Here is a 22,090-nt window from a genome sequence, read left to right as displayed (position 1 = left end):
CGCCGGCGGCGACGGTGTCTGTCAGACCACGACCGGTCGAATCCACGGTTGGATCGTTGCTTCCGCGCTGTCGACCACGGCCTCAACGAAGGCGACGCCCTTCAAGCCGTCATAGGCGAGCGGCACATTCCGACCGACCGCACCTGGCTCGCGATTTTCCTTCTGTGCGCGGATCGCTTCGGCGAAGCCTGCATACAAGTTCGCGAAGGCTTCCAGATAACCTTCCGGATGACCGGGCGGGGTCCGGCTGCGGACCTTCGCGTCTTCCGACAAGTCGTCGGCGCCGCGCTTGATGATCTGGACGCGGCCTTCCAGGGGCGCATAGATCAATTCGTTCGGCTGCTCCTGGAACCATTGAAACGATCCGCTGGAGCCGAAGACGCGCAGCCGCACGCCGTTCGAGTTCCCCAAAGCGACCTGAGAAGACCACAACAGGCCTCGCGCCCCGCCCTGATAGCGCATCATCACATGCGCATTGTCGTCGAGAGCCCGGCCCTCAACGAAGGTCGCAAGGTCGGCAGTGAGAGCATCCAACTTCAATCCCGTCACAAAACCCGCCAGATGATAGGCATGGGTGCCGATATCGCCTATCGAACCGCCCCGGCCGTTCTTCTTCGGGTCGGTGCGCCATGCCGCTTGGGCGTTGCCCTTCTGCTCGATCGCCGTCGCCATCCATTCGAGCGGATACTCGACCTGTACGGAGCGGATCGTCCCGATCTCGCCCCGTGCAACGCGCACGCGCGCCTCATGGACCATCGGATAGCCCGAGTAGGTGTAGGTCACACCGACAAACCGGCCGGATGCGCGGGCGAGTTTTTCAAGTGCCACAGCGTCTTCAAGCGTTGCCGTCAGCGGCTTCTCGCAGATCACGTCGAAGCCTGCCTCGATCAGCGCCCTGGCGATTGGATAGTGGGTGTAATTCGGCGTGCAGATCGCCACCGCATCCACGCGGTCCGCGCGCCCGACCTCGCCTGAGATGAGATCCTGATAAGAGCCATAACTGCGCGAGGGATCGAGGCCCTGCCCGATCGCGAATTCGCGGCTTCGCCGCGGATCCACGTCAAAAGCACCGGCCACAAGTTGCCATTGTCCGTCGAGCCGCGATGCGAGCCGATGGATGTTGCCGATATAGGCGCCCTGCCCGCCACCCACCATGCCGAGCCGCAAGGGTTGTTGGGTACTCATTTCGCCTCCAGCCCGAGCATCGCCCGGTTGGCATTGCGATTGGCGCCGGATTTGACGAAATCATCAAAAGCCCGGTCCGAGACGCGGATGATATGATCGGCGATGAAGCGCGCGCCCTCGGCGGCACCGTCCTCGGGGTTCTTCACGAAGCACTCCCATTCGAGCACTGCCCAGCCATCGAAGCCGTAGGTGGTGAGCTTGGTGAAGATCGCACCGAAATCGACCTGTCCGTCACCGGGACTGCGAAAGCGCCCGGCCCGCTTCGACCATGGCTGATATCCGCCGTAGGCGCCCGACTTGCCGTCAGGGCGAAACTCGGCGTCCTTCACATGGAAGGCCCTGATACGTTCATGGTAGTGGTCGATGAAGGCGAGATAGTCGAGCGCCTGCAGCACGAAATGCGACGGATCATACATCAGGCTGGCGCGTGGGTGCTCCTTCACCTTGTCGAGGAACATTTCCCAGCTATGGCCGTCGTGCAGGTCTTCGCAGGGGTGGATCTCGTAGCAGACATCGACGCCATGTGCGTCGAAGTCGTTGAGAATCGGCGTCCAGCGCTTCGCAAGCTCTTCGAACCCCTCCTCGACCAGTCCCTCCGGCCATTGCGGATAGGGATAGAGATAGGGCCACAGAAGAGCGCCGGAAAACGTCACGTGCCGGTCGATCCCGAGCCGCTTCGAGGCGCGGGCGGCATATCCAAGCTGCTCCTCGGCCCAGGCCCGCCGTCCGGCCGGATTGCCGCGCACATGCTCAGGTGCGAAACTGTCCATGATCGTGTCATGAGCTGGATGCACCGCCACCAGTTGCCCGGTGATATGCGAGGCGAATTCGGTGATCTCGAGCCCGTAGTCGGCCAGCATGCCCTTCAGTTCGTCGCAATAGGCGTCGCTTGTCGCAGCCTTTTTCATGTCGATGAGACGGGTATCCCAGGTCGGGATCTGCACGCCCTTGAAGCCCTTGTCCGCTGCCCATTTCGCAAGGCTCGGCAAGGAGTTGTAGGGCGCGTCGTCGGCCGCGAACTGAGCGAGAAAAACGCCTGGTCCCTTGATCGTGCGCATCGCTTACTCCCCGAGCCGCTTGGCAGGTGCCGGAGCCTGGCCGTCATAGCCGCCCCAGACGGACTGGTCGTAGTGGATCACCGATCCCGTCATCATCCCGCTGTCGCCGGAAGCCGCCCAGAGGACAGCAAGTGCAACCTCGGCCGGATCGAGCAGGCGTCCGAAAGGCAGTTCCGCTGCGGCCCGGTCGATCGCTTGCGGATCTCCGGTTTCCGCCGCCTGCAGCGCGCGCTCGTGGTCGGAGTTCATCCAGCCGATGTCGAGCTGGTTGACCCGGATGCGGTTGCGCATCAGCGCAAAGCCGGAATTGCGCGTCAGCGTCGCAAGCGCACCTTTCGAAGCGCAATAGGGTGCGATGAACGGCTGGCCGGCGTGTTCCGACGCCGAGCCGATGTTGACGATCGTTCCCTCGATCCCTTCCCGGATCATGATCTGCACAGCGTCCTGCATCAGGAAGAACGGCGCGCGCACGTTCACGGCGAAGATCCGGTCGAAAAGGTCAGGCGTAGTGTTCAGCAGATTGCCCCGGTCGGTCAGCGCGGCGGCATTGACCAGGATATCCACCCGGCCGAACCGTTCGTCGGTTTCGGCCAGCACGCGCCGGACGTCTGGGATGTCACCCAGATCGGCCGCCACGACCAGCACGGGTATTCCGTGCTCGGCGGCGATCTGGTCCGCCACCTTGGCGCCCTTGGCGCCGTCGCGTCCAACGATCACCAGGCCGGCGGCACCGGCTTGCGCGAAAATTCGGGCGATCGCAGCACCCAGCCCCTGCGTGCCGCCGGTGATGACGGCGATCTTTCCATCGATACGGTTCATTTCACGACCTCATAACCGGCGGCGTCCATGACGCGCAGCAATTCCTTGTGGCCCTTGCGAGCCATCGCGAGCGGCGGGTTCTTGACCGGATCCTGTTCGGCCTCGACCACGAACCAGCCCTCGTAGCCCTTGGCGGCCAGCGCCTTGACGATTGCCTCGAAATCGAGGCTGCCGTCGCCCGGCACTGTGAAGGCACCCTTGATGACCGCATCGAGGAAGCTCTCCTTGCTGCGATCCAGCCCATCCACGACCGCGCGGCGGATGTCCTTGGTGTGGACATGGGTGATCCGGGCGTGGTGGTTGTCGATGACCCGCATGACATCGCCGCCGGCAAAGGCCATGTGCCCGGCGTCGAACAAAAGCGGCACTGAAGAGTGCCTCATCAACAGATCGAGTTCCGCCTCCGTCTCGACCGCCGCCGCCATATGGTGATGGTAGCAAATCGGCATGCCCTGCCTGGCGCACCAGTTGGCGAAGTCCGAAATCTTGCGGCCATAGGCCGCCATCTCCGTCTCGGAAAGCTTTGGCTTCGTCGCAAGCGGCGCGGAGCGGATGCCCTGGATGGAGCGCGCGGTCTCGCCATAGACGATGCAGGGCGCGCCCGCGGCGATGAAGAAGGCCATCTGCTGCGCGATGCGCTCCTTCTCGGCCTCGATGTCGCCGTCGAGCAGCAGGCCGGAGAACCAGCCGCCGCAGACGGATATTCCATAGCGGGACAGGATCGGCCCCAGTTCCTCCATGTCCATCGGAAACCGGCGGCCGGTCTCCATGCCGGTGAAGCCGGCTTCGGAAGCCTGCCGCAGGCATTCCTCGAGGCTGACGTCATCGGAGAGTTCCGCGAGGTCGTCGTTCCACCATGCAATCGGCGCAATTCCCAATCTTGCCTTCATCTCAGACACCCAAACGCTGCGCTTCGCGGATTTTCTCTTGTGCCGCGCGGGCAGCGCGGACGGTTTCAAAGCTTGATACGGCGGGAACGCCGACGTCCCAGTCGGCGTCGCCCGGCACCCATTTCCGAGCGTCCGAAACGATCGAGATCACGGTGATGCCGTCATTGCCCTGCGCCCACTTCATTGCGTCCTCGAGGTCGGCGAGGCTTTCGGCCTTGCGGGCCTTTGCGCCCATGGCCTCCGCATGCTTGACGAAATCGACGTGGAGCGGGTTTTCCCGGTTTTGGACACGGGAATCGGTGAGCAGATTGTTGAAACCCGGAACGCCTTTGGCCTGCTGCAGACGATTGATGACCGCAAAGCCGCCATTGTCGCAGACGACGACGATCAGCTTGTGTCCCGTCAGCGCCGCCGAATAGATGTCCGAGTTCATCATCATGTACGTGCCGTCGCCGATCATGACGATCGGTGTGCCGCCAGTGCCACCAGGCCCTTCCTGGGCCATGGCTGAGCCCCAGCCTGCAGGGATTTCATAACCCATGCAGGAGAAGCCGAACTCGCAATCGAAGGTGTTCGGGTTCTTGACCCGCCAGCCCTTGACCACTTCGCCCGGCGTGCCGCCGGCGGCGGCGATCAGCGTATCCTCCGGGCGGGCCACCTTGTTCAGCACACCAACCACCTGCGCATAGGAGGGAACCGGCGCATTGGTCGGGAATTGATGCTCATCGAGGAGCTTGTCCCATTCGGCAAACAATGCCTTGGCGCGCGGCATCAGGTCCGCCGCGGCCTTATAGTCGCCGAGTGCGACGTCGAGCTCGGCCACGGTTTCCAACGCATCGCCGACCACTGACAGCGACCGATGCTTGACCGCATCGAAGCGCGCCGCATTGATCGAGATGAACTGCGCTTCTTGCGAAAAGGCCGTCCACGAACCGGTGGTGAAGTCCTGCAGGCGCGTGCCGATCGCCAGGATCACATCCGCGTCTTTCGCAAGCGCGTTAGCGCAGGTCGAGCCCACGATGCCGATCGGCCCGGCATGCACCGGATGGTCATGAGTCAGCGCGCCCTTGCCGGCGATCGTCTCGACCACGGGGATTCCCCGTTTCGCGGCGAATTCGGCGACCTTTTCCTCAGCAAGCGAATAGCGCACGCCGCCGCCCGAGATGATCAGCGGACGGTTCGCGGTCTTCAGCAGTTCGGCCGCCGCGATGACCGTATCGCGGTCGGGTCGCGGGCGTGGGATCTTCCAGACCTTCGGCTCGAAAAACACTTCCGGATAGTCGAAGGCAACTTCCTGGGTGTCCTGCGCCAGACCGATGAAGGCAGGGCCGCAATCGGCTGGGTCGAGCATCGTTGCGACCGCCTGCGGCAGCGATTGCAGGATCTGTTCCGGCAACACGATCCGGTCCCAATAGCGCACGACCGACTTGAAGGCATCGTTGGCGGTGATCGTCGGGTCGCCGAAGTGTTCGACCTGCTGCAGCACGGGATCGGGCAGGCGGCTGGCGAAGGTATCGCCAGCAAGCAACAGCACCGGCAGACGGTTGGCCATGGCGACGCCGGCCGCGGTCACCATGTTGAGCGCACCCGGTCCAATCGAGGTTGCCGCGACCATGATCTGTCGGCGACGTTTCGCCTTGGCAAAGCCGATGGCGGCGAGCGCCATCGACTGTTCGTTCTGGCCGCGCCACGTCGGCAGCCTGTCCTGCACGGTTTCCAGCGCCTCGGACAGGCAGGTGACGTTACCATGGCCAAAGATCGCAAAGACGCCGGCAAAAAGCGGTACGCGCTCGCCCTCGATATCGGTGAACTGATTGCAAAGGTAACGGACAAGGGCCTGAGCCATGGTCAGGCGCACAGTCTTGCGGGTCATCTCGCCTCCTCCTGCGGATGGAATGTTATGTTGTTCCGGAATACATATTGACAAATATAACAGTTTGCAATGATTATTGCACAACACCTCGGGAGGAAATTGAATGCTGAAAATTGCAGTGCTTGGCGTGGGCCGCATCGGTCGCATGCATGCGGAAAATATCGCCGCTCATCCGCGCGCAGCGCTTGCCGGCGTCTTCGATGTGCATGTGCCGGCGGCCGTGGAAATATCGGAAAAACTGGGCGTTCCCCGCTTCGATTCGGCCGATGCGATATTCGCGTCGGCCGACGTCGATGCAGTGCTGATCGCCACCTCGACCGCAACGCATGCCGATCTGATCGAACAGGCCGTGGCGGCCGGAAAACCCGTTTTGTGCGAAAAGCCGATCGACCTGTCGCTCGATCGCGTCCATGCCTGCGCAACAAGAATTGCGGGGAGCAATGTGCCGGTCATGCTCGGCTTCGTACGCCGCTTCGACGCCGGACACAGCGCATTGCGCCAGGCCGTCAAGACTGGCAAGCTCGGCCATCTGCATCAAGTCATCATCACCTCCCGCGATCCCGGCATGGCGCCGGACGCCTATATCGAAGTCTCGGGTGGCATCTTCCGCGACATGACGATCCACGACTTCGATCTGGCGCGGTTCATTCTCGACGAAAAAGTGACCGAGGTCTCCGCGACCGGTTCGCGTCTGGTCGATCCGGCGCTGATGGAGCGTTGCAATGATTACGACACGGTAACCGTGGTGCTGAAAACCACATCGGGAAAGCAAGCGATCATCAACAACTCGCGGCGCGCAGTCTACGGCTATGACCAGCGCGTGGAGGCATTTGGCAGCGGCGGCATGGCGATTTCGGAAAACCACACGCTCAACAATCTGCGCCTTTATACCGACAGCCAAACCGATCAAGGCGCGCCGCTGATGAATTTCTTCATCGAGCGATACGGCGCAGCATTTGCTGCCGAAATCGGCGCCTTCGTCGATGCGGTCGAACAGAAAACGCCGCCTGCGGTCAGTTTCGAGGACGGCCGTCAGGCGCTGATCCTTGCCGAAGCGGCACTGCGCTCCATTGCTGAAGGGCGGACCGTAAACACCAGCGAAATCGGGTGAACCATGTACGCGCAATTCGGACTTTTCATAAACGGTCGCTGGATGCCCGGCACCGCAACGGGAGCAGTCATCTCTCCTGTTACTGAAAAGGCATTGGGCACCGTGCCCTTGGCCACCACTGAAGAAACTCGCACCGCGCTCGACGCCGCCGCGACTGCCCTGCCGAAATTGCGCGCCATGGGCGGTTTTGCGCGGGCCGACGCGTTGCACAAGGCCTCCGACGAGATGGTCCGTCGGGCCGACGAGGCGGCAAGGATGATCTCCGCCGAGACCGGCAAGCCGCTCGCCCAGGCGGGCCGGGAATGGGGGCTGGCCTGCGATCAGTTTCGCTGGTTCGCCGAGGAGGCGCGCCGCATCTATGGCCGTATCATCGACAGCCGCGTGCCTGGGGGACGGTTCGAGGTCAGCCGCGAGCCGATCGGCATCGTCGGCGCCTTTACCGCTTGGAATTTCCCTGCAGCCCTGCCGGCGCGCAAGTTGGCCCCCGCCCTTGCGGCAGGCTGCCCGGTTGTGCTGAGGCCCTCCTCGCAGACGCCGGGCGTGGCGATGGTGATGGTCGATTGCCTCAGGGCCGCCAACCTGCCGGATGGGGCCGTTAACCTCGTCGTTGGCTCGACCGGCAACACCTATGCACCGATCATGGCCGACACCCGCGTGCGTAAGGTGTCGCTGACCGGCTCGACCCGCGTCGGCCAGCAGATGATCCGCGATGCCGCCGATACGGTCAAGAAAGTCTCGATGGAGCTCGGAGGCAATGCGCCGCTGATCGTCTATGACGACGCGGACCTGGAGACGGCGCTGGACCTGACCGTGCCGACAAAATTCGCCAATTGTGGCCAGGTCTGCGTCACGCCCGACCGGATCTTCGTCCATGATAGCCTGCATGACGCGTTCGTCGATGGTTTCGTCGCCCGCACAGCGAAAATCAAACTCGGCGACGGGCTCGATCCCGAGACCGGCATGGGGCCGCTGATCAACGCCGGCCGGCTTCAGGAGATCGACGGCATCGTTCAAGACGCGGTTCGCGCTGGTGCTACGATCGTCCACGGCGGCAATCGTCCCGCCCATCTCAACAGCGGCTTCTTCTTCGAGCCCACCATTCTCGTCGGCGTCACTGACGACATGAAGGTCTTCGCCGAGGAGAATTTCGGACCGATCGCGGCGATTACCCGGTTTTCCAGTGAGGACGAGGCGCTGACACGCGCCAACGCCTCCGACATGGGGCTTTCCGCTTATGCCTTCACCCGCTCGCCCGATCGCGCCAGGCGCACGGTGGCGGCGCTGAAATCGGGCATGGTCGGCATCAACAGCTTTGCCTTGGCCGCCTCCGAGGCGCCGTTCGGCGGTACCAACCATTCGGGCATGGGCAGAGAGGGCGGCATCGAGGGGATCGATGATTACCTCGACACCAAGCTCGCCCAGATGGTCTTCTGAGGATCTGACATGTTCACCAACAGGCTGAAGCAGCAATGGTCCGAAGGCCGGCCAGCCATCAACGGCTGGCTGTCGATCGGCAACCCTTTCACCGCAGAGATCATGGCCGCGCAGGGCTATGATGCCGTGACCATCGATATCCAGCACGGCGCTCTGGATTATTCGTCCGTACTGCCGATGTTTCAGGCCATGCGGGCCTCTGGCGTCACGCCGATGGCGCGTGTGCCGTGGCGCGAGCCGGGCATCATCATGAAGGCATTGGACGCCGGCGCGCAGGGGATCATCTGCCCGATGGTGAACTCTGCAGAAGAGGCCGCGGAGTTCGTCAGCTACCTGCGGTACCCGCCGCAGGGACAACGCAGCTTCGGCCCGACGCGCGCGGCCTTCGCTTATGGCAGCTACGGGCCTGCCGCAAACGGCGAGGTCTTGGCGCTTGCGATGATCGAGACGCAGCAGGGCGTCGACAATCTGGACTCCATCGCGGCGACGCCCGGCCTCGACGGCATCTATGTCGGCCCCGCCGATCTCACCCTCGGCACGCAGGAAGGCAGGCTGCCGCCCGGCTTCGACCGCGAGGAACCGGAGATGATCGACCTCATCAAGCGCATTCTTGCGGCCTGCAAGGCGAACAGCATCCGCGCCTGTCTGCATTGCGGTACGCCGGACTATGCGGCCCGCGCCATCGGCTGGGGCTTCGACCTCACCACCGTTTCGGGCGACAGCCGCCTTCTGGCCGCCGCGGCGGCCGCCTCGGTCAAAACATGGCGCGACTTGACTGGTTCCACTCCTGCCGAGGCCACGAAAGGAGCCTATTGATGCCGCACCTTCTGGCCGCCGGGAAACTCCATCCCTCTGGCGAGGCCCTGCTGAGCGACCTTAAGACGCGAGGCTTCTCCGTGGATTATATCGAGGAGGTCTCCGAACCGTCCTATGCGCCGCTGATCGCCAAGGCGGACGCGCTGGTGATCCGCACGCAGCCGCTGTCGGTGGCGACGATTGCCCAGGCGGAGCGGCTGAAGGTCGTTTCACGTCATGGCGTCGGCTACGACTCGGTCGACCTTCCCGCCCTCAACAGGCGCGGGATCGCTTTGACAATTGTCGGCGACGTGAACTCCGTGTCGGTCGCCGAGCACGCCATGATGCAGCTGCTGGCCGGAGCAAAACGCGTGCTACTCGCCGACCGGGCCGTGCGCGAGCCGGGCCAATGGGGCTGGCGAAACAGACTGGAGCAGCAGGAAATCTCGGGCAAGAACCTGCTGATCATCGGCTATGGCCGGATCGGGCGTCATCTTGCCCGCATGGCATCGGGGTTCGGGATGCAGATCCGCGCCTATGATCCCTTCCTGGAAAAGGCCGGCTGGCCGGACGGAATGGTCAGGCCCGTTCCGCTCGACGAGGGAATGGCCTGGGCTGACTGCATCTCGGTCCATATCCCGAAAGCAGACAAGCCCGCCATCGGCGCAGCCGAGATCGCCCGCATGAAGCGGGGGGTCGTCCTCGTCAACACCGCGCGCGGCGGCGTCGTTAGCGAACAGGCGCTTGCCGACGCGCTCGCCTCCGGCCAGGTGGGTGCTGCCGGCGTGGACGTGTTTGACGACGAGCCGCCCGTGAACGGCTCTCCGCTTTTTGCCCATCCTAACGCAATCCTGTCGCCGCATATCGCCGGGCTGACAGCCGAATGCGGCGAACGCATGGCCATCGCTGCGATCGAGAACGCTGTCAATTTTCTTGCGGGCACCATCGACCCGCAGCTTGTCGTCAATCCGGATTTCGCACGTGTCTGAAAAACCCCTCCTCCGTATCGGCCTGATCGGCACCGGCTTCATGGGCAAGGCCCACGTCTTCGGCTTTGCTTCGGCGCAAAAGGTCTTCGACCTGCCTTACCGGCTGGAGATGCACACCGTCGCCGATATCACCGAAGAGGCGGCCGCCCGCGCGGCGGCCGATTTCGGCTTCGTTCATGCCAGCGCCGACTGGCGAACGCTGGTGTCCAACCCCGAGATCGATATCATCGACATCACCGCGCCGAATGCGCTGCACAAGGAGATGGCGCTCGCCGCCATTGCCGCCGGCAAGCATGTCTATTGCGAAAAGCCGCTGGCGCCGCTTTCTGCCGACGCACGCGAGATGGCCGCGGCGGCGAAAGCGAAAGGCGTCAAGACGCAGGTCGGCTTCAACTATTTGTGCAATCCGATGCTGCGCCTTGCCCGTGAAATGATCGCCACCGGCGAACTGGGCGACATCCGTGGCTATCGCGGGCTTCATGCTGAAGACTATATGGCGGATGCGTCCGGCGCTTTCACCTTCCGCCACGATCCTGCAGGCGGCGGAGCGCTGGCCGACATCGGCAGCCATGCGCTTGCAACTGCTGAATTCCTGCTCGGCCCGATCAGCGAAGTCATGGGCGACTGCGTCACCATGATCAGCGAGCGGCCCGACGGCAGGGGCGGCACACGCACGGTGGAAGTCGATGACGTCGGCCGTGCCTTCCTGCGCTTTGCCAACGGCGCACAAGGCTCCATCGAGGGCAACTGGATCGCTACCGGCCGCAAGATGCAGCATGATTTCGAGGTCTACGGCACGAAGGGGGCGCTGGCCTTTACACAGGAACGCTTCAACGAGCTGCATTTCTATTCGAACGCCGACCCGTCGGGCCGTCGTGGCTTCCGCAGGATCGAAGCCTCGCCCGACCATCCGCCCTATGGCCGTTTCTGCGTCGCCTCCGGGCATCAGCTCGGCTTCAACGACCTGAAGGCAATCGAGATCGAGGGATATATGCGCGCCATCGCCGGCGAGATCCCCGAACCCTTCGGCTTTGGCGCCGGCCTGCGCATCCAGCAACTGGTCGAGACGATCCAGCGTTCGTCATCCATGCGTCAGTGGACGAGCGTTCTCGCCTGACTGTGCCGCCGCCCTGCCGTCGGGGCGTCCGGCTTTCTCCCGGACGTCTACCCGCTCATGAGGACCTTGATGTCTCGGAAAATCCTCGTCGCCAGCCTCGGCAATCCGATGCGTCCATTCATTTTGTTTGCGTTTTGCAACAATTATTGCAAGATCCGGCCATGAAGCACCAGACGCAGCCAGACGACGCCCCCAAAGATTATGAAGAGCTGATACGTCTGATCCATGAACGTCATGCTCAGATGAGCAAGACATACCAAGCGATTTCCGTCTACCTGACACAGAACCCGAATGAAGTCGCGGTGCAATCGGTCAACACGATCGCCGAGCGTTGCGGCATGCACGCATCGAGTTTCGTGCGTTTCGCACAGGCGCTCGGCTACAAGGGTTTCAAGGAACTGCAGCTTCTGTTCCAGAAGCGCCTGACGACAGCCGCGCCGGGCTTCGAAGCCAGGGTTCGCGCGCTCGGAGACGAGTTGCAGAACCGCGAGGACCGGTCCGAATATGGTTTCCTGCACGACCTTGTGGTGCGCGACATCGCCTCCCTGCAAGAATTGCTGGCGCGCATCAGCGCTGAGGATCTTGCGATTGCTGCAGATGCGATCGAAGGGGCCGAGACGGTTTATATGATAGGCCAGCTGCGGTCTTCCCCGGTGGTCGATCTTCTGCGTTATATCCTGACCATGCTCGGCAAGCGCTGCATCCTGCTCGATCCGGGCGGCGGGCTGGCCACTCACATGGCGCGCACGATGCGGACGGAGGATGTCCTCATCGCCGTTTCTTTCCGCTTTTACGCGACTGAAGTCGTCAACATCGTCGAGGAGGCGGCAAAGACTGGTGTGCCGATTGTCGCCATCTCCGACAGCACGCTCTCCCCGCTCGCCAAATCGGCGAAGATCCTGTTTGCCGTACCCGAGCACGATTATACCTTCTCGCGTTCGCTCGCGGCGCCTATGTGTTTGGCGCAGGCGCTGACGGTTGCTGTGGCCGCTCGCGTCCAGCAGAACGAAACAGCGCCGCGCATTCCAACCGTTACTGGAACCTGAGCAGGAAGCTCGCTTCGGCTGGCCCGGCTGGTTGATCAGGCCGTTCGTAAATGCTCCGGAAAAAATTCGACAATTGAGTGCACCACCAATTGTAGAAGAATGTCGATCCACTAACGGCATCTCGGCCGCGAACGCGCGGTTCTGCTCAGCTCACAAAGAGGTTTTCTGTGACCTTTAGGTGATGGTTTCACAATTAGGTATGCGCGTTGCCGTGATGATCTTGAAGGGATCAGAACTTACGACCCCATAAAATAAGCCGCCGCCCCCAAACCGCCCCGCACTTATGGTGGTCCGCTGTAGCCGGTTCGCGAGGGCGAGGGTCAGGTAGTGTGCTGAAAGTTCTGCAAATTCCGAAATGAGGGCGGTCATGGCAAGCTGGTGATGTTCAAGCCACCTGATTCCCTGATGAGGAACGTCGCCATGACCAAGACGACAGTCAGCGCCGCAGTCAAAGACATTCCTTCCAATCCCGATGGCCCGCGGGAGATCATCCGCGTGATGATGCAGGTAGTGCTGGAAGCCGAGATGGAGCAGGCTTTGGGCGCTTCGAAGAGCGTACGCACCTCGGAGCGGCTGGGCTACCGTTCGGGGGCTATGGCCGCACGCTGATCACCCGCGTCGGCAAGCTGGAACTGCGCGTGCCGCAGGATCGTTCGGGCCGCTTTTCCACCGAGCTGTTCGAGCGCTATCAGCGTTCTGAACAGGCCCTCGTTTCGACCTTGGTGGAGATGTACGTCCAGGGTGTCTCGACACGGAAGGTGAAGGCGATCACGGAAGAACTGTGTGGGCATGCCTTCTCCGCTTCGGCGATTTCGGCGATCAGCAAGCGGCTGGACGAAAGCCTCAAGGCTTTTGCCAAGCGACTGCTTCCCGAGCCTTTCCCTTACCTCATCCACGATGCCCGCTATGAGAAGGTGCGCGAAGCTGGCGTAGTCAGGAGCCAAGCGGTGCTGATTGCGATCGGGATCGACTGGGACGGCCGCTGTCAGGTCCTGGCTGTCGAGATGGCCAATCGCGAGAGCAGCTCGTCATGGAAGGACTTCCTGCTTGGCCTGACGACGCGAGGCCTTCACGGCGTTGAGTCTGTTGTCGCCGACGATCATGCCGGCTTGCGCGCCGCCATTCGCGAAGTGCTCAACGCAGCTGCCCATCAGCGCTGCTACGTGCATTTCCTCAGGAATGCGCTCGATGATCTGCCGTGCAAGGCCGACGACGACTGCCTGCAGGAACTACGCTGGATCTACGATCGCCGGGATCTCGCCGAGGCACGTGCCGATCTCGCCCAGTGGCTGGGAAAATGGCAGGGCAAGTATCCCAGGCTTACCGATTGGGTCGACGAAACCAAACAACTGCCGGCGAAAAACGAAACGCATCTCAGCGATTTTACGAGGAGGGTGCAGGATGCCATTGTGCAGGAACCCTCACGTCGGTACCTGTTTGCTTCCGGCGATGGGCGTCTGGCCAATATCGCTCGCGTCCTCTTTTCCCTCGTCGGAGAACAAAGCGGCCCGCATGTCGATATCGAAACCACCCTGCGGGAATGGTGGCCCAGAAAAGATGCGACCGACCTCGCGCACCTGACGTATAACAAGCTGACTTTAGCGGGCGGCCGGCCTCCCCCGCACCTTGAGGGCGATAGCGCCGATCCAATCTATGACTGGATGACCATCGAGGTAGAAAGTCGGATCCTAAACTGGAAATCGTCATGACGGCGAATACGGCAAAGATCGCCCGCGTGCGACGGGCGCACGCATCACAGAAACGACGAAACATATCGGAGCTTTCAGTATAGCGATGCGCCCGCGCGGGAAAGCGGGAATTCGCGCCACGCTCGGGTTGGGGTCAGAGCAGCCGCAGGTGCACCAACACAATGATCCGAATGACATGCGGGACCGACTGCTCCCCTGCCTTGCGCTCCGCCGGTCAAGTCGTCGACGACGAGGAAATTCGTCAGAATCACTCGAGCTGGCCGCTGTAGGAAGTGGACAATGCCTCACCTCTCTTCAAATTCGCTGTGCTGAAACTAAATCCGTACGAAGGTTATTGTCTAAATCGGATGGTAACTTCACCTTGAAAAAATGATACTGGGCTGTGATTCGAGCGCAGGGGATAAGACGGGCGACAAATGGCACGCGGCGAGTTGATGAAGAAATTGCTGGCGAGTTACGGGCGCGATGACGATTTTCGCGCTGTGGCCGAGCAGATCATCGACGAGGAGGAGAAAAAGAACAACCGTGCCTTGGCTCGAACCTTGAGAAAAACCCTCGAGGCCGGACCTCAACGGCCGCAGTCCGCTCCGAAAGCTCTTGCACCTCTCATCCCGTTCCCCGAAGCGGCCGCTGACTTTGTCGAGCGTATCGAGCCGGAGCATAATCGCAACGATATCGTCCTGAGCGCCGCGAACGTCAGGGTTCTCCTAGGACTGGTCAAGGAGTTCCGTCGCGCGGACGAGATCCGTCGGCATGGCCTGAAGGTACGCTCGAAAATGCTATTCTGCGGACCACCCGGCTGCGGAAAGACCCTCTGCGCCGAGATTTTCGCAGCTGAACTGGGCCTTCCGTTGTTTCGGGTGAAGTTGGACCGGTTGATCTCTTCCTATCTCGGTGAGACGGCGACGAATATTAGAAAGACGTTCGAATTTGCCCGCAAACAGCCCTGCGTGCTGTTCTTCGACGAGTTCGATGCGCTTGCTCGAACCCGTGACGACAGTGGTGAGCACAATGAGCTTCGCCGCGTCGTCAACAGTCTCCTGCTCTTCATCGACAATATGCAGCCGAAGGGATTCCTGATCGCGGCGACAAATCTCGATCGCTCCTTGGACCCTGCTATCTGGAGACGCTTCGATGAAGTCCTCTGGTTGGACAAGCCGGAGTCGATGATGATCGGACGGTTTCTCAAGCTAAAATTCAAGAACGTCCCGACGGCCTTCGATCCTGCGCGGCACGCCGCAGCGCTGGAAGGCTATTCCTTTGCGGAAATCGAGCGGATCTGCACTCAGGCAATCAAAGCCATGATCATTGAACGCCGCAAGCAGGTCCAGGAGCGTGACTTCAACCGGGCCCTCCAGGACGAGGCGCGCCGTCGCGCCGGACAGGCGCGCCTAGCGCCTATGAGCTGAGGTCGCCGTGGCCCAGTACGATCATCTCGAGCTTGTCCGCCTTCCAGAGCAGCTCGAGCGGCGCAAGCACGGCGGCGGTGCACCGCCACCCGATCGCGACGGCCCGCGACATAGCGCCAAACTGAGAGACGAATTGGACGCGGCGCGCGAAGAACAACGCCGCCGACGCAAGCCGGAATTCGTCGATCCGTCACTCATTCTGCGCGTTCAGATGACCGGCGCATTGCAAGAAGCAGATTGGGAGCAGCTCGGCCTGACGGTCTTGTCCAGTGACGCGGATAGAACGCTTGTACTGTTTGCGTCCAATGACGAGATGGGCGAGTTCAGGGCGAGGCTCGACGCGTATCAGCGCGGGGCACCTGCTGGTCAGAAAAATGCCCCCTACAACAATTTCATAGGCGGTATCGAGACGATCGGATCGATCGAGCCGAGGGACAGGATTGGAATTCGCTTCCGAGAAGAGGGGCTGGTCGAAACAGCGGACTTCCAGGATGGCCATGTCTACCTCGTTGATATCGAGATCTGGGATCTGGGTGAGCGGCGCCTTCGCGAGCGCAAGCTAGAGGAGATTGTTCGCTACCTGGAAGCTCGGGCCGGCGAGATCTTCGATCGATACGTCGGACCATCCATCACCATGCTTCGCGCCCGGCTGACGGGTGAGCTGGTACGGACGTTGCTGACCATCGAGGATGTCGCATCGGTCGATCTTCCCCCGGCCCCGGACCTGGTCACGTCCGAAGCCATGGACATGGTGCTGGCTGAGGCTCCTCCCCTGAATGCCATCGACGGCGACGCACCCGTGATCGGCATCATCGATAGCGGTCTCAATGCTCACCCTTTCCTCGAGGGGATCGTCGCGGGAAGCATTGCTGTTCCTGACAATCTCGGAACGGCGGACGTCTGGGGGCATGGCACGCGCGTCGCGGGAATAGCAGCCTTTGGCGATCTGCGCGCCCAACTCGCGACGGGCGAGCTGCGGCGAGGATCGAGGATTTGCAGTGCGAAGGTCACCAATGACGCCGGCGGCTTTGACGATCGCCGGCTGGTCCCGTCGCAAATGCGGGAAGCGATCACGCGGCTCAAACGTGAATTCGGATGCCGGATCTTCGTCATCTCTCTCGGAGACAAGAAACGCGTGTTCGATGGGAGCAAGGTCGGGACGTGGGCGGCAACTCTCGACGAACTGGCACGCGAGCTGAATGTCGTCATCATCGTCTCGGCCGGCAACCGTGGCCCGCGGACCGGCAGTCGCGTCGAACAGGGGGTAACCGAATATCCGAACTATCTCCTCGAAGCAGCCAATCGGCTGCTCGAGCCCGCGGGCGCGATGAACGTGATTACGGTCGGCTCGATCGCGCAAGGGGAAGGCCTGGATGCCGACATGGCGGACGATGTCCGGGTGCGCCCCATCACGCGCGCGAACGAACCGTCGCCGTTTTCGCGGGTTGGCCCCGGCCTCGGAGGCGGGACGAAACCCGACCTTGTGGACGTGGGTGGAACGCTGATCTTCGATCCGGTTGTGGCACGGCTTCGCGGCGGTGAGGATCGCCCAAGCGCCGGCGTTCTGACCTTGAATCACAACTATCTGAATCGTCTTTTCACGGCCGGCTCCGGGACATCATATTCAGCGCCTCGCGTCGGGTTCAGCGCAGGGCAAATTCTTGCTCGGTTCCCGCAAGCTTCAGCCAACTTGGTTCGAGCGCTCTTGCTGAACTCTGCAGAAATCCCTGAAGCTGTCAGCGAGCGGCTCCGTCCCCTCGGACACGAAGCCATCAGGTCGATCTGCGGCCACGGCGTGATCGATCTGGAACGGGCAGCATTCTCCGACGATGCACGAGTGACACTCTTTGCAGAAGACGCCCTTCAGCTCGATCATTTTGCAGTCTATCGGATCCCGATCCCCGATGCATTTCAAGAAGGCAATTCCGACCGGACAATCCGCGTCACCCTCGCCTACGATCCACCGGTTCGCCACACCCGCAACGACTACGCCGGAGTCGGTATGAGCTTTCGACTGGTTCGGGGATGCAAGCCGGATTTCATCTTCGAACACTACCGCAAACGAGCCGAGGCAGAAGGCCCTTTTCCCGAACTGGCCGATCGCTTCAACTGCAAGCTGGAGCCGGGACCCAAAGCGCGAGAGAGGAGCTCGGTTCAGCGCGCCAGCGTTACGTACAAGCGCGGTATAGAGGCCTACGGGGACAGTTATTACCTCGTAGTCCGATGCGAGAGCGGTTGGGCGAGCTATGTTGACCGGCAGCACTTTGCGATCGTCGTCGAGCTCTTGCAGCGCGCAGACGTCAGGCTTTATGAAAGGGTTCGCCAGAGAATTCGAACCTAGTCGTTGCAAAGCGCAGAGATCTGCGATGTCGCACCCTCTTTTCCAGATGTTCCTTTATCAGGCCCGCTACGGCCTACGCATGTTGGCCCGGGAACTGCCCAGGATCTTTGGCGCGGCGTCGCTCGGCCAGGATACGGTCGGTAACACTGTCATCACTGAGCACAAGCGACTCCGGGTTTCCGAGTTGCGAGTAAAGCCGGCGTCATCGATGGTGACGTTGTGACGAATACAGGTGACGACGTCCTGCAGGATGCGCCGCTCGGGGACATGAAACAGCACGTCATTGGTGACGACCGTCGGCACGCGGGCGGCGGTCACCAGATTCGAGAGCTCATGGACCCGCAGCTGATCGTTCGTCGACTGCATCACGCGCGCGCCGTCCTCTTCGCGTACTACCAGGCCCGACGCGCCGGGATAGACCTCCCCGGGCTTTGTTCGATGACAAGCGCGGTCTTTCCGATCATCCGGCTCGGGACAGCGTGGTTTCGCATGCGGACAAGTCAAGACTGATTGATGCCGCCCAGATCGCACTGGGCGAGGTCATCGATGCAAAGCGATTTTGGAAGTGAACACCTACCTCATTGAACAAAGGAAATCCTGTCGTCCTAGCATTCTTTCGGATCAACGGCTCGGGAAACCGCACTCTTGAAGGACCCTGCCGTCCGGTGACTGAACCGCATCCAAACGGCAAGATTTAGTATTGCCGTTTGGATCAATTTGTTCGCCGCTTTGCAGATCAGCTCGAGTTTCGAAAGAAGCCCCGCGTTCGCAATTTGTGCAATTTGATTCATGAAGACCTCATGTGAGGCCTTCATAAGATCCTGTTGGGCGAGAGCATGCACCGCGTTAACGCAGCGATTGGAAGGTCGCCCGCAGTTCCTCGCTCAGAAGCTGCGGCTGCTCCCAGGCGGCGAAATGGCCGCCCTTGGGCAGGCGACTGTAGTGGACGAGGTTCGGATAGGCCTTGCGGGCCCAGCTCTCCGGCGCGGTGTAGATTTCATCGGGGAAGGCGCTGACGCCCATCGGCAGCTCGACGCCCTTCGGCTGAAAGAAGGCGAGCTTGCTCTCCCAATAGAGACGGGCCGAGGAGACGGCGGTGTTCGTCAGCCAATAGAGGCTGATGTTGTCGAGGATATCATCCCGCGTCAGCCCTTCCTTTGCGCCGTCAAAGACCCGGGTGATGAGATCACGGCTGCGGTCGTCATGATCGAGCATCCAAGCGGCCAACCCAATTGGCGAATCCGCGAGCGCATAGAGCGTTTGCGGTCGGTTTGCCATTTCCTGAGCGTAGCCGAGGCCATGCTTGTAGAAGAACGAAAGTTGGTCCCATGCGTAACGTTCGTCGGTCGAGAGACTGACCGGTGCGGGACCGTCTGGGAGCGTCTTGGCGATCTCGTCGGGAATCGTGGCGGGCATGTTGGTGTGGACACCGATCAATCCCTTGGGCTTGAGGAGCGCCATCTGCTCAGTAATCGCATTGCCCCAGTCACCACCCTGGGCGACATATCTGTCATAGCCGAGGCGGCGCATCAGCTCCACCCATGCCCGCGCGACATGCTGGGGATCCCAGCCCGTCCCGGTCGGCTTGCCGGAGAAGCCGTAACCGGGGAGCGACGGGATGACGACGTGAAACGCATCCGCCTCGGTGCCGCCATAGGCGGTCGGATCTGTGAGCGGCTCGATGATCTTGAGCTGCTCGATGATCGAACCCGGCCAGCCGTGGGTGATGATGATCGGAAGTGCGCCGGGATGCTTCGACTTCACGTGGATGAAGTGGATATCGAGCCCATCGATCTCGGTAATGAAGTTCGGTCGAGCATTGATCGCCTTCTCGGCTCTGCGCCAATCGTGGTGATTGGCCCAATGATCGGCAAGCTTCTGCATCGTGGCGAGGTTCACGCCTTGGGTCGCGTCGCGAACGGTCTCGCGTTCGGGCCATCTCGTCGCGCGAATGCGTCCCTTGAGGTCGACGAGCGCTTCGTTCGATGCGCGGAAGATGAAGGGGCGAATTTCCCCATCGCCCGCTATGACGCCCGCCTGCGCGGCAAACGGAACGCTCAGAGCGACTGCGCCAACCAGGGAGGAAGAAAGAAAGCTGCGGCGATCGATTGTGGTTTCGATGATAGACATTGTCTGTCTCCAATCAAGCCAGGGCGACAACGGCTTCGATCCCGCCGCGCACCATTTTTGAATAAGGGCAGATTGCGTGTGCGCGGTCGATCAGCGCCTGCGCCGCTTCCCTTCCAAGTCCAGGCAAACTGACGGCGAGCCGAGCGCTGATCGAGAACCCTTCGATTTCGTCGATGTTGAGGTTGACCTCGGCATCGACAGCCGTATCGGATGGCAGCGCCAGGCCATTCTCTGCGGCCGCACGTGCCAAGGCGCCTTCGAAGCAGGCCGACCATCCGGCGGCGAACAGTTGTTCGGGATTGGTGCCCGGGCGCTTGGAGCCTGGCGTGGCGAGCTGGATGTCGATCCGCCCGTCGGAACTGCGAGCCGCACCTTCGCGGCCGCCGACAGTATGCACCTGAGCGGTGTAGAGGGTCTTCATAGACATGACTTCGAATCCTTTCGCTTGAGGACGTGCCTGCGGTTTTGATGGATTGCACGTCAGTGAATTGAATGTGGGGTTGCGGTACGGCGGCATAAATGTCATATATACGGCGATTTAGGACATTCGTGATGAGAACGGTGCAAACCATCGGCTTCCTGGTCTATCCAAGCTTCCACATGCTTTCTCTGGGTGCGCTGTCGGCGTTCGAATTTGCCAACCGCTCTTTGCCGGAACCGGCCTACGAGGTCGTGACCGTATCAATGACCGGCGGGCTCGTGCGCAGTTCGATCGGTGTCTGCATCGACACGGTCGAACTGCGTGAGCAGCGCTTCGATACGCTCATGATCGCCGGAGGTCCGACGATCGTTCCGCCGCCGCCGGAGCTCATAGAGAAACTGCGAGATGCGACCGACCGCCATCGCCGAGTGGTTTCGACCTGCACTGGAGCTTTTGTCCTTGCCGAGGCAGGGCTCCTTGATGGCAAGCGGGCAACGACGCACTGGTTCTACGCGCGCGACCTGGCCGACCGCTTTGCCAATGTCAAAGTCGAGCAGGACCGTATCTTCATTGCCGACGGCCCAATCTGGACGTCCGCGGGCGCGAGCGCTGCGATCGATCTGGCGATCGCGCTCGTGGAGCAGGATCATGGCGTTGAAATCGCGCGTGCGGTCGCGCGCAAGCTGGTGGTCTATCATCGCCGACCTGGGGGACAGTCGCAGTTCTCGGAGCTTCTGGACCTCGCACCGAGATCGGATCGCATCCAGCGCGCGTTGACATACGCACGGCGGAACCTGCAAACGCAATTGTCAGTGACCGAATTGGCCAAGGTGGCAAGCCTCAGTCCGCGCCAGTTCAGCCGGGCATTTCTAGCGGAGACGGGGCAGCCGCCCGCCAAAGTCGTTGAACGCCTGCGTGTCGAGGCGGCGCGACTCTTGATGGAACAGAGCCGCCACCCGATCGACGTCATCGCCCGCCAGACGGGATTCGCCGATCGGGACCGCATGCGACGAGCCTTCCTGCGCGCTTTCGGGCAACCGCCACAGGCCATCAGACGAAGCGGACGAAGCGATCCGATCGATATCACCGAGAGCGCCGTCGAGGCGTAGCTATTGTTCACCACCTCGCGGAACAAGTCGCCTGGAAGGCCTAGCCCGCTGGCATGTTTCTGGCGGCGAGGGACCATCCCGTGCGTCCCGATCTGCAGCGCTGGGTATCCAAGCGCATGAACGCAATGATGACGGAGATCGACAAAAGCTCCCAGGTGCCCTGGTCTTACTGCCCAGAAAGACGGAGATCCTGTTCCGGGTTTATCCATCGGCCATTAGTCACCAGCGCCGAGGATGGTTGTCCGGACAGCTGTACCGGCGTCATCCGCTCCACGTCCAATGGGGATCCGCTATTGCGCCGCGCCCAACCAGTTCGGATCCGGGCCGCACGGTCGGCGACGCTGACGCGGCCGGTGCCCCGGACCTGATAGGCGAGGCCGTCGAGCACGACCATCTCGCCGTCGAGATTGGCGAAGGTCCCGAGCCCGAAATCGCCGTGATTGAGGATGGTCCTGACGCTCACGACGCCGGCATAGACGCCAGCGACCAACGCGCCCGAGGTCGACACCTGGAACACGGTGTGCGCCGGCGTACCGAGATACTGGCCGATCGCCGCGGCGACGACTTTCGACGGGCTGTCCTTCACCCGGGCCGCCTCGCGTTCGAGCGTATCTCGAAGCAAGGCGGGCAGATTGACGACATAACTCGGCATGA

The 22,090-nt window shown here is 61.8% G+C and carries 18 protein-coding genes and 1 pseudogene; 10 read left to right on the top strand and 9 right to left on the bottom strand.

The features are described 5' to 3' along the window. Positions 1 to 21: 21 nt before the first annotated feature. From FHT71_RS17820 to iolD, 5 genes are read right to left on the bottom strand one after another with little or no spacing between them, the layout of a single operon-like run. Positions 22 to 1,155: a Gfo/Idh/MocA family oxidoreductase gene (locus tag FHT71_RS17820; protein ID WP_183721280.1), complete on the bottom strand. Its 1,134-nt coding sequence runs from the start codon at positions 1,153 to 1,155 to the stop codon at positions 22 to 24. A 26-nt stretch (positions 1,156 to 1,181) separates the two neighbouring features. Continuing rightward, a complete protein-coding gene (locus tag FHT71_RS17815; protein WP_132590514.1) occupies positions 1,182 to 2,243 on the bottom strand; it encodes a sugar phosphate isomerase/epimerase in 1,062 nt (353 codons plus the stop codon). 3 nt (positions 2,244 to 2,246) lie between these two features. Next, positions 2,247 to 3,062 carry an SDR family oxidoreductase gene (locus tag FHT71_RS17810; protein WP_132590512.1) on the bottom strand — a complete coding sequence of 272 codons (816 nt, stop codon included), beginning with the start codon at positions 3,060 to 3,062 and terminating at the stop codon, positions 2,247 to 2,249. Beyond that, positions 3,059 to 3,952 carry a myo-inosose-2 dehydratase gene (gene iolE, locus FHT71_RS17805; RefSeq protein WP_183721226.1) on the bottom strand — a complete coding sequence of 298 codons (894 nt, stop codon included), beginning with the start codon at positions 3,950 to 3,952 and terminating at the stop codon, positions 3,059 to 3,061. The genes FHT71_RS17810 and iolE overlap by 4 nt, the downstream gene beginning before the upstream one ends. A 1-nt stretch (position 3,953) precedes the next feature. Next, complete coding sequence (gene iolD, locus FHT71_RS17800) at positions 3,954 to 5,825, bottom strand: 3D-(3,5/4)-trihydroxycyclohexane-1,2-dione acylhydrolase (decyclizing) (protein WP_183721223.1); 1,872 nt, start codon at positions 5,823 to 5,825, stop codon at positions 3,954 to 3,956. Positions 5,826 to 5,928: 103 nt separating this feature from the next. Between iolD and iolG the strand changes: the two genes are divergently transcribed. The 9 genes and pseudogenes from iolG (at position 5,929) to FHT71_RS17755 (ending at position 17,776) form a co-directional block, all read left to right on the top strand. Beyond that, complete coding sequence (gene iolG / locus FHT71_RS17795) at positions 5,929 to 6,936, top strand: inositol 2-dehydrogenase (RefSeq protein WP_183721220.1); 1,008 nt, start codon at positions 5,929 to 5,931, stop codon at positions 6,934 to 6,936. A 3-nt stretch (positions 6,937 to 6,939) separates the two neighbouring features. Further along, positions 6,940 to 8,370, top strand: a complete 1,431-nt coding sequence (locus tag FHT71_RS17790; protein ID WP_132590504.1) for an NAD-dependent succinate-semialdehyde dehydrogenase — start codon at positions 6,940 to 6,942, stop codon at positions 8,368 to 8,370. A gap of 9 nt (positions 8,371 to 8,379) precedes the next feature. Then, positions 8,380 to 9,186, top strand: a complete 807-nt coding sequence (locus FHT71_RS17785) for an aldolase/citrate lyase family protein (RefSeq protein ID WP_132590502.1) — start codon at positions 8,380 to 8,382, stop codon at positions 9,184 to 9,186. Next, positions 9,186 to 10,154 (top strand): hydroxyacid dehydrogenase, encoded by a 969-nt coding sequence (locus FHT71_RS17780; protein ID WP_132590500.1) that lies wholly within the window; start codon positions 9,186 to 9,188, stop codon positions 10,152 to 10,154. The genes FHT71_RS17785 and FHT71_RS17780 overlap by 1 nt, the downstream gene beginning before the upstream one ends. Beyond that, on the top strand, positions 10,147 to 11,271 hold the full coding sequence (locus FHT71_RS17775; RefSeq protein WP_132590498.1) for a Gfo/Idh/MocA family oxidoreductase: 1,125 nt from the start codon (positions 10,147 to 10,149) through the stop codon (positions 11,269 to 11,271). Before FHT71_RS17780 ends, FHT71_RS17775 begins: the two co-directional genes overlap by 8 nt. 161 nt (positions 11,272 to 11,432) lie before the next feature. Further along, complete coding sequence (locus FHT71_RS17770; RefSeq protein ID WP_132590496.1) at positions 11,433 to 12,317, top strand: MurR/RpiR family transcriptional regulator; 885 nt, start codon at positions 11,433 to 11,435, stop codon at positions 12,315 to 12,317. A 420-nt stretch (positions 12,318 to 12,737) separates the two neighbouring features. After that, positions 12,738 to 13,660: pseudogene (locus tag FHT71_RS17765) on the top strand (IS256 family transposase); the annotation flags it as partial. Between the two features lie 800 nt (positions 13,661 to 14,460). Continuing rightward, positions 14,461 to 15,435 carry an ATP-binding protein gene (locus tag FHT71_RS17760; RefSeq protein ID WP_245505477.1) on the top strand — a complete coding sequence of 325 codons (975 nt, stop codon included), beginning with the start codon at positions 14,461 to 14,463 and terminating at the stop codon, positions 15,433 to 15,435. Positions 15,436 to 15,442: 7 nt separating this feature from the next. Further along, on the top strand, positions 15,443 to 17,776 hold the full coding sequence (locus FHT71_RS17755; RefSeq protein ID WP_348649312.1) for a S8 family peptidase: 2,334 nt from the start codon (positions 15,443 to 15,445) through the stop codon (positions 17,774 to 17,776). Between the two features lie 66 nt (positions 17,777 to 17,842). On the opposite strand, the gene FHT71_RS17750 is transcribed toward FHT71_RS17755, so the two are convergent. From FHT71_RS17750 to FHT71_RS17740, 3 genes are all read right to left on the bottom strand, one after another. Then, positions 17,843 to 18,145: a hypothetical protein gene (locus tag FHT71_RS17750; RefSeq protein ID WP_132590491.1), complete on the bottom strand. Its 303-nt coding sequence runs from the start codon at positions 18,143 to 18,145 to the stop codon at positions 17,843 to 17,845. Positions 18,146 to 18,622: 477 nt separating this feature from the next. Next, complete coding sequence (locus tag FHT71_RS17745; protein ID WP_132590490.1) at positions 18,623 to 19,906, bottom strand: epoxide hydrolase family protein; 1,284 nt, start codon at positions 19,904 to 19,906, stop codon at positions 18,623 to 18,625. A 13-nt stretch (positions 19,907 to 19,919) separates the two neighbouring features. Next, the gene (locus tag FHT71_RS17740; RefSeq protein WP_132590488.1) at positions 19,920 to 20,333 is read right to left on the bottom strand and encodes an organic hydroperoxide resistance protein; all 414 of its coding nucleotides are present in this window, start codon (positions 20,331 to 20,333) and stop codon (positions 19,920 to 19,922) included. A gap of 134 nt (positions 20,334 to 20,467) precedes the next feature. Between FHT71_RS17740 and FHT71_RS17735 the strand changes: the two genes are divergently transcribed. Continuing rightward, a complete protein-coding gene (locus FHT71_RS17735) occupies positions 20,468 to 21,436 on the top strand; it encodes a GlxA family transcriptional regulator (RefSeq protein WP_132590636.1) in 969 nt (322 codons plus the stop codon). Between the two features lie 166 nt (positions 21,437 to 21,602). On the opposite strand, the gene FHT71_RS17730 is transcribed toward FHT71_RS17735, so the two are convergent. Beyond that, a complete protein-coding gene (locus tag FHT71_RS17730) occupies positions 21,603 to 22,088 on the bottom strand; it encodes an acetolactate decarboxylase (protein ID WP_132590486.1) in 486 nt (161 codons plus the stop codon). Between the last annotated feature and the right edge of the window lie 2 nt (positions 22,089 to 22,090).

The organism is Rhizobium sp. BK060, assembly GCF_014193145.1.
Taxonomy (GTDB): Bacteria; Pseudomonadota; Alphaproteobacteria; order Rhizobiales; family Rhizobiaceae; genus Rhizobium.
The sequence above is the reverse complement of the archived record's forward strand: the minus strand, read 5'-3'. Positions and strand labels throughout refer to the sequence as shown.

Excerpts from the sequence above, each read along its gene's own strand:
- iolE (WP_183721226.1), bottom strand. The coding sequence starts at position 3,952 with ATGAAGGCAAGATTGGGAATTGCGCCGATTGCATGGTGGAACGACGAC.
- FHT71_RS17820 (WP_183721280.1), bottom strand. The coding sequence starts at position 1,155 with ATGGTGGGTGGCGGGCAGGGCGCCTATATCGGCAACATCCATCGGCTC.
- iolG (WP_183721220.1), top strand. The coding sequence starts at position 5,929 with ATGCTGAAAATTGCAGTGCTTGGCGTGGGCCGCATCGGTCGCATGCAT.
- FHT71_RS17760 (WP_245505477.1), top strand. The coding sequence starts at position 14,461 with ATGAAGAAATTGCTGGCGAGTTACGGGCGCGATGACGATTTTCGCGCT.
- FHT71_RS17810 (WP_132590512.1), bottom strand. The coding sequence starts at position 3,062 with ATGAACCGTATCGATGGAAAGATCGCCGTCATCACCGGCGGCACGCAG.
- FHT71_RS17740 (WP_132590488.1), bottom strand. The coding sequence starts at position 20,333 with ATGTCTATGAAGACCCTCTACACCGCTCAGGTGCATACTGTCGGCGGC.
- FHT71_RS17785 (WP_132590502.1), top strand. The coding sequence starts at position 8,380 with ATGTTCACCAACAGGCTGAAGCAGCAATGGTCCGAAGGCCGGCCAGCC.
- FHT71_RS17780 (WP_132590500.1), top strand. The coding sequence starts at position 9,186 with ATGCCGCACCTTCTGGCCGCCGGGAAACTCCATCCCTCTGGCGAGGCC.
- FHT71_RS17745 (WP_132590490.1), bottom strand. The coding sequence starts at position 19,906 with ATGTCTATCATCGAAACCACAATCGATCGCCGCAGCTTTCTTTCTTCC.
- FHT71_RS17815 (WP_132590514.1), bottom strand. The coding sequence starts at position 2,243 with ATGCGCACGATCAAGGGACCAGGCGTTTTTCTCGCTCAGTTCGCGGCC.
- FHT71_RS17770 (WP_132590496.1), top strand. The coding sequence starts at position 11,433 with ATGAAGCACCAGACGCAGCCAGACGACGCCCCCAAAGATTATGAAGAG.
- iolD (WP_183721223.1), bottom strand. The coding sequence starts at position 5,825 with ATGACCCGCAAGACTGTGCGCCTGACCATGGCTCAGGCCCTTGTCCGT.
- FHT71_RS17730 (WP_132590486.1), bottom strand. The coding sequence starts at position 22,088 with ATGCCGAGTTATGTCGTCAATCTGCCCGCCTTGCTTCGAGATACGCTC.
- FHT71_RS17790 (WP_132590504.1), top strand. The coding sequence starts at position 6,940 with ATGTACGCGCAATTCGGACTTTTCATAAACGGTCGCTGGATGCCCGGC.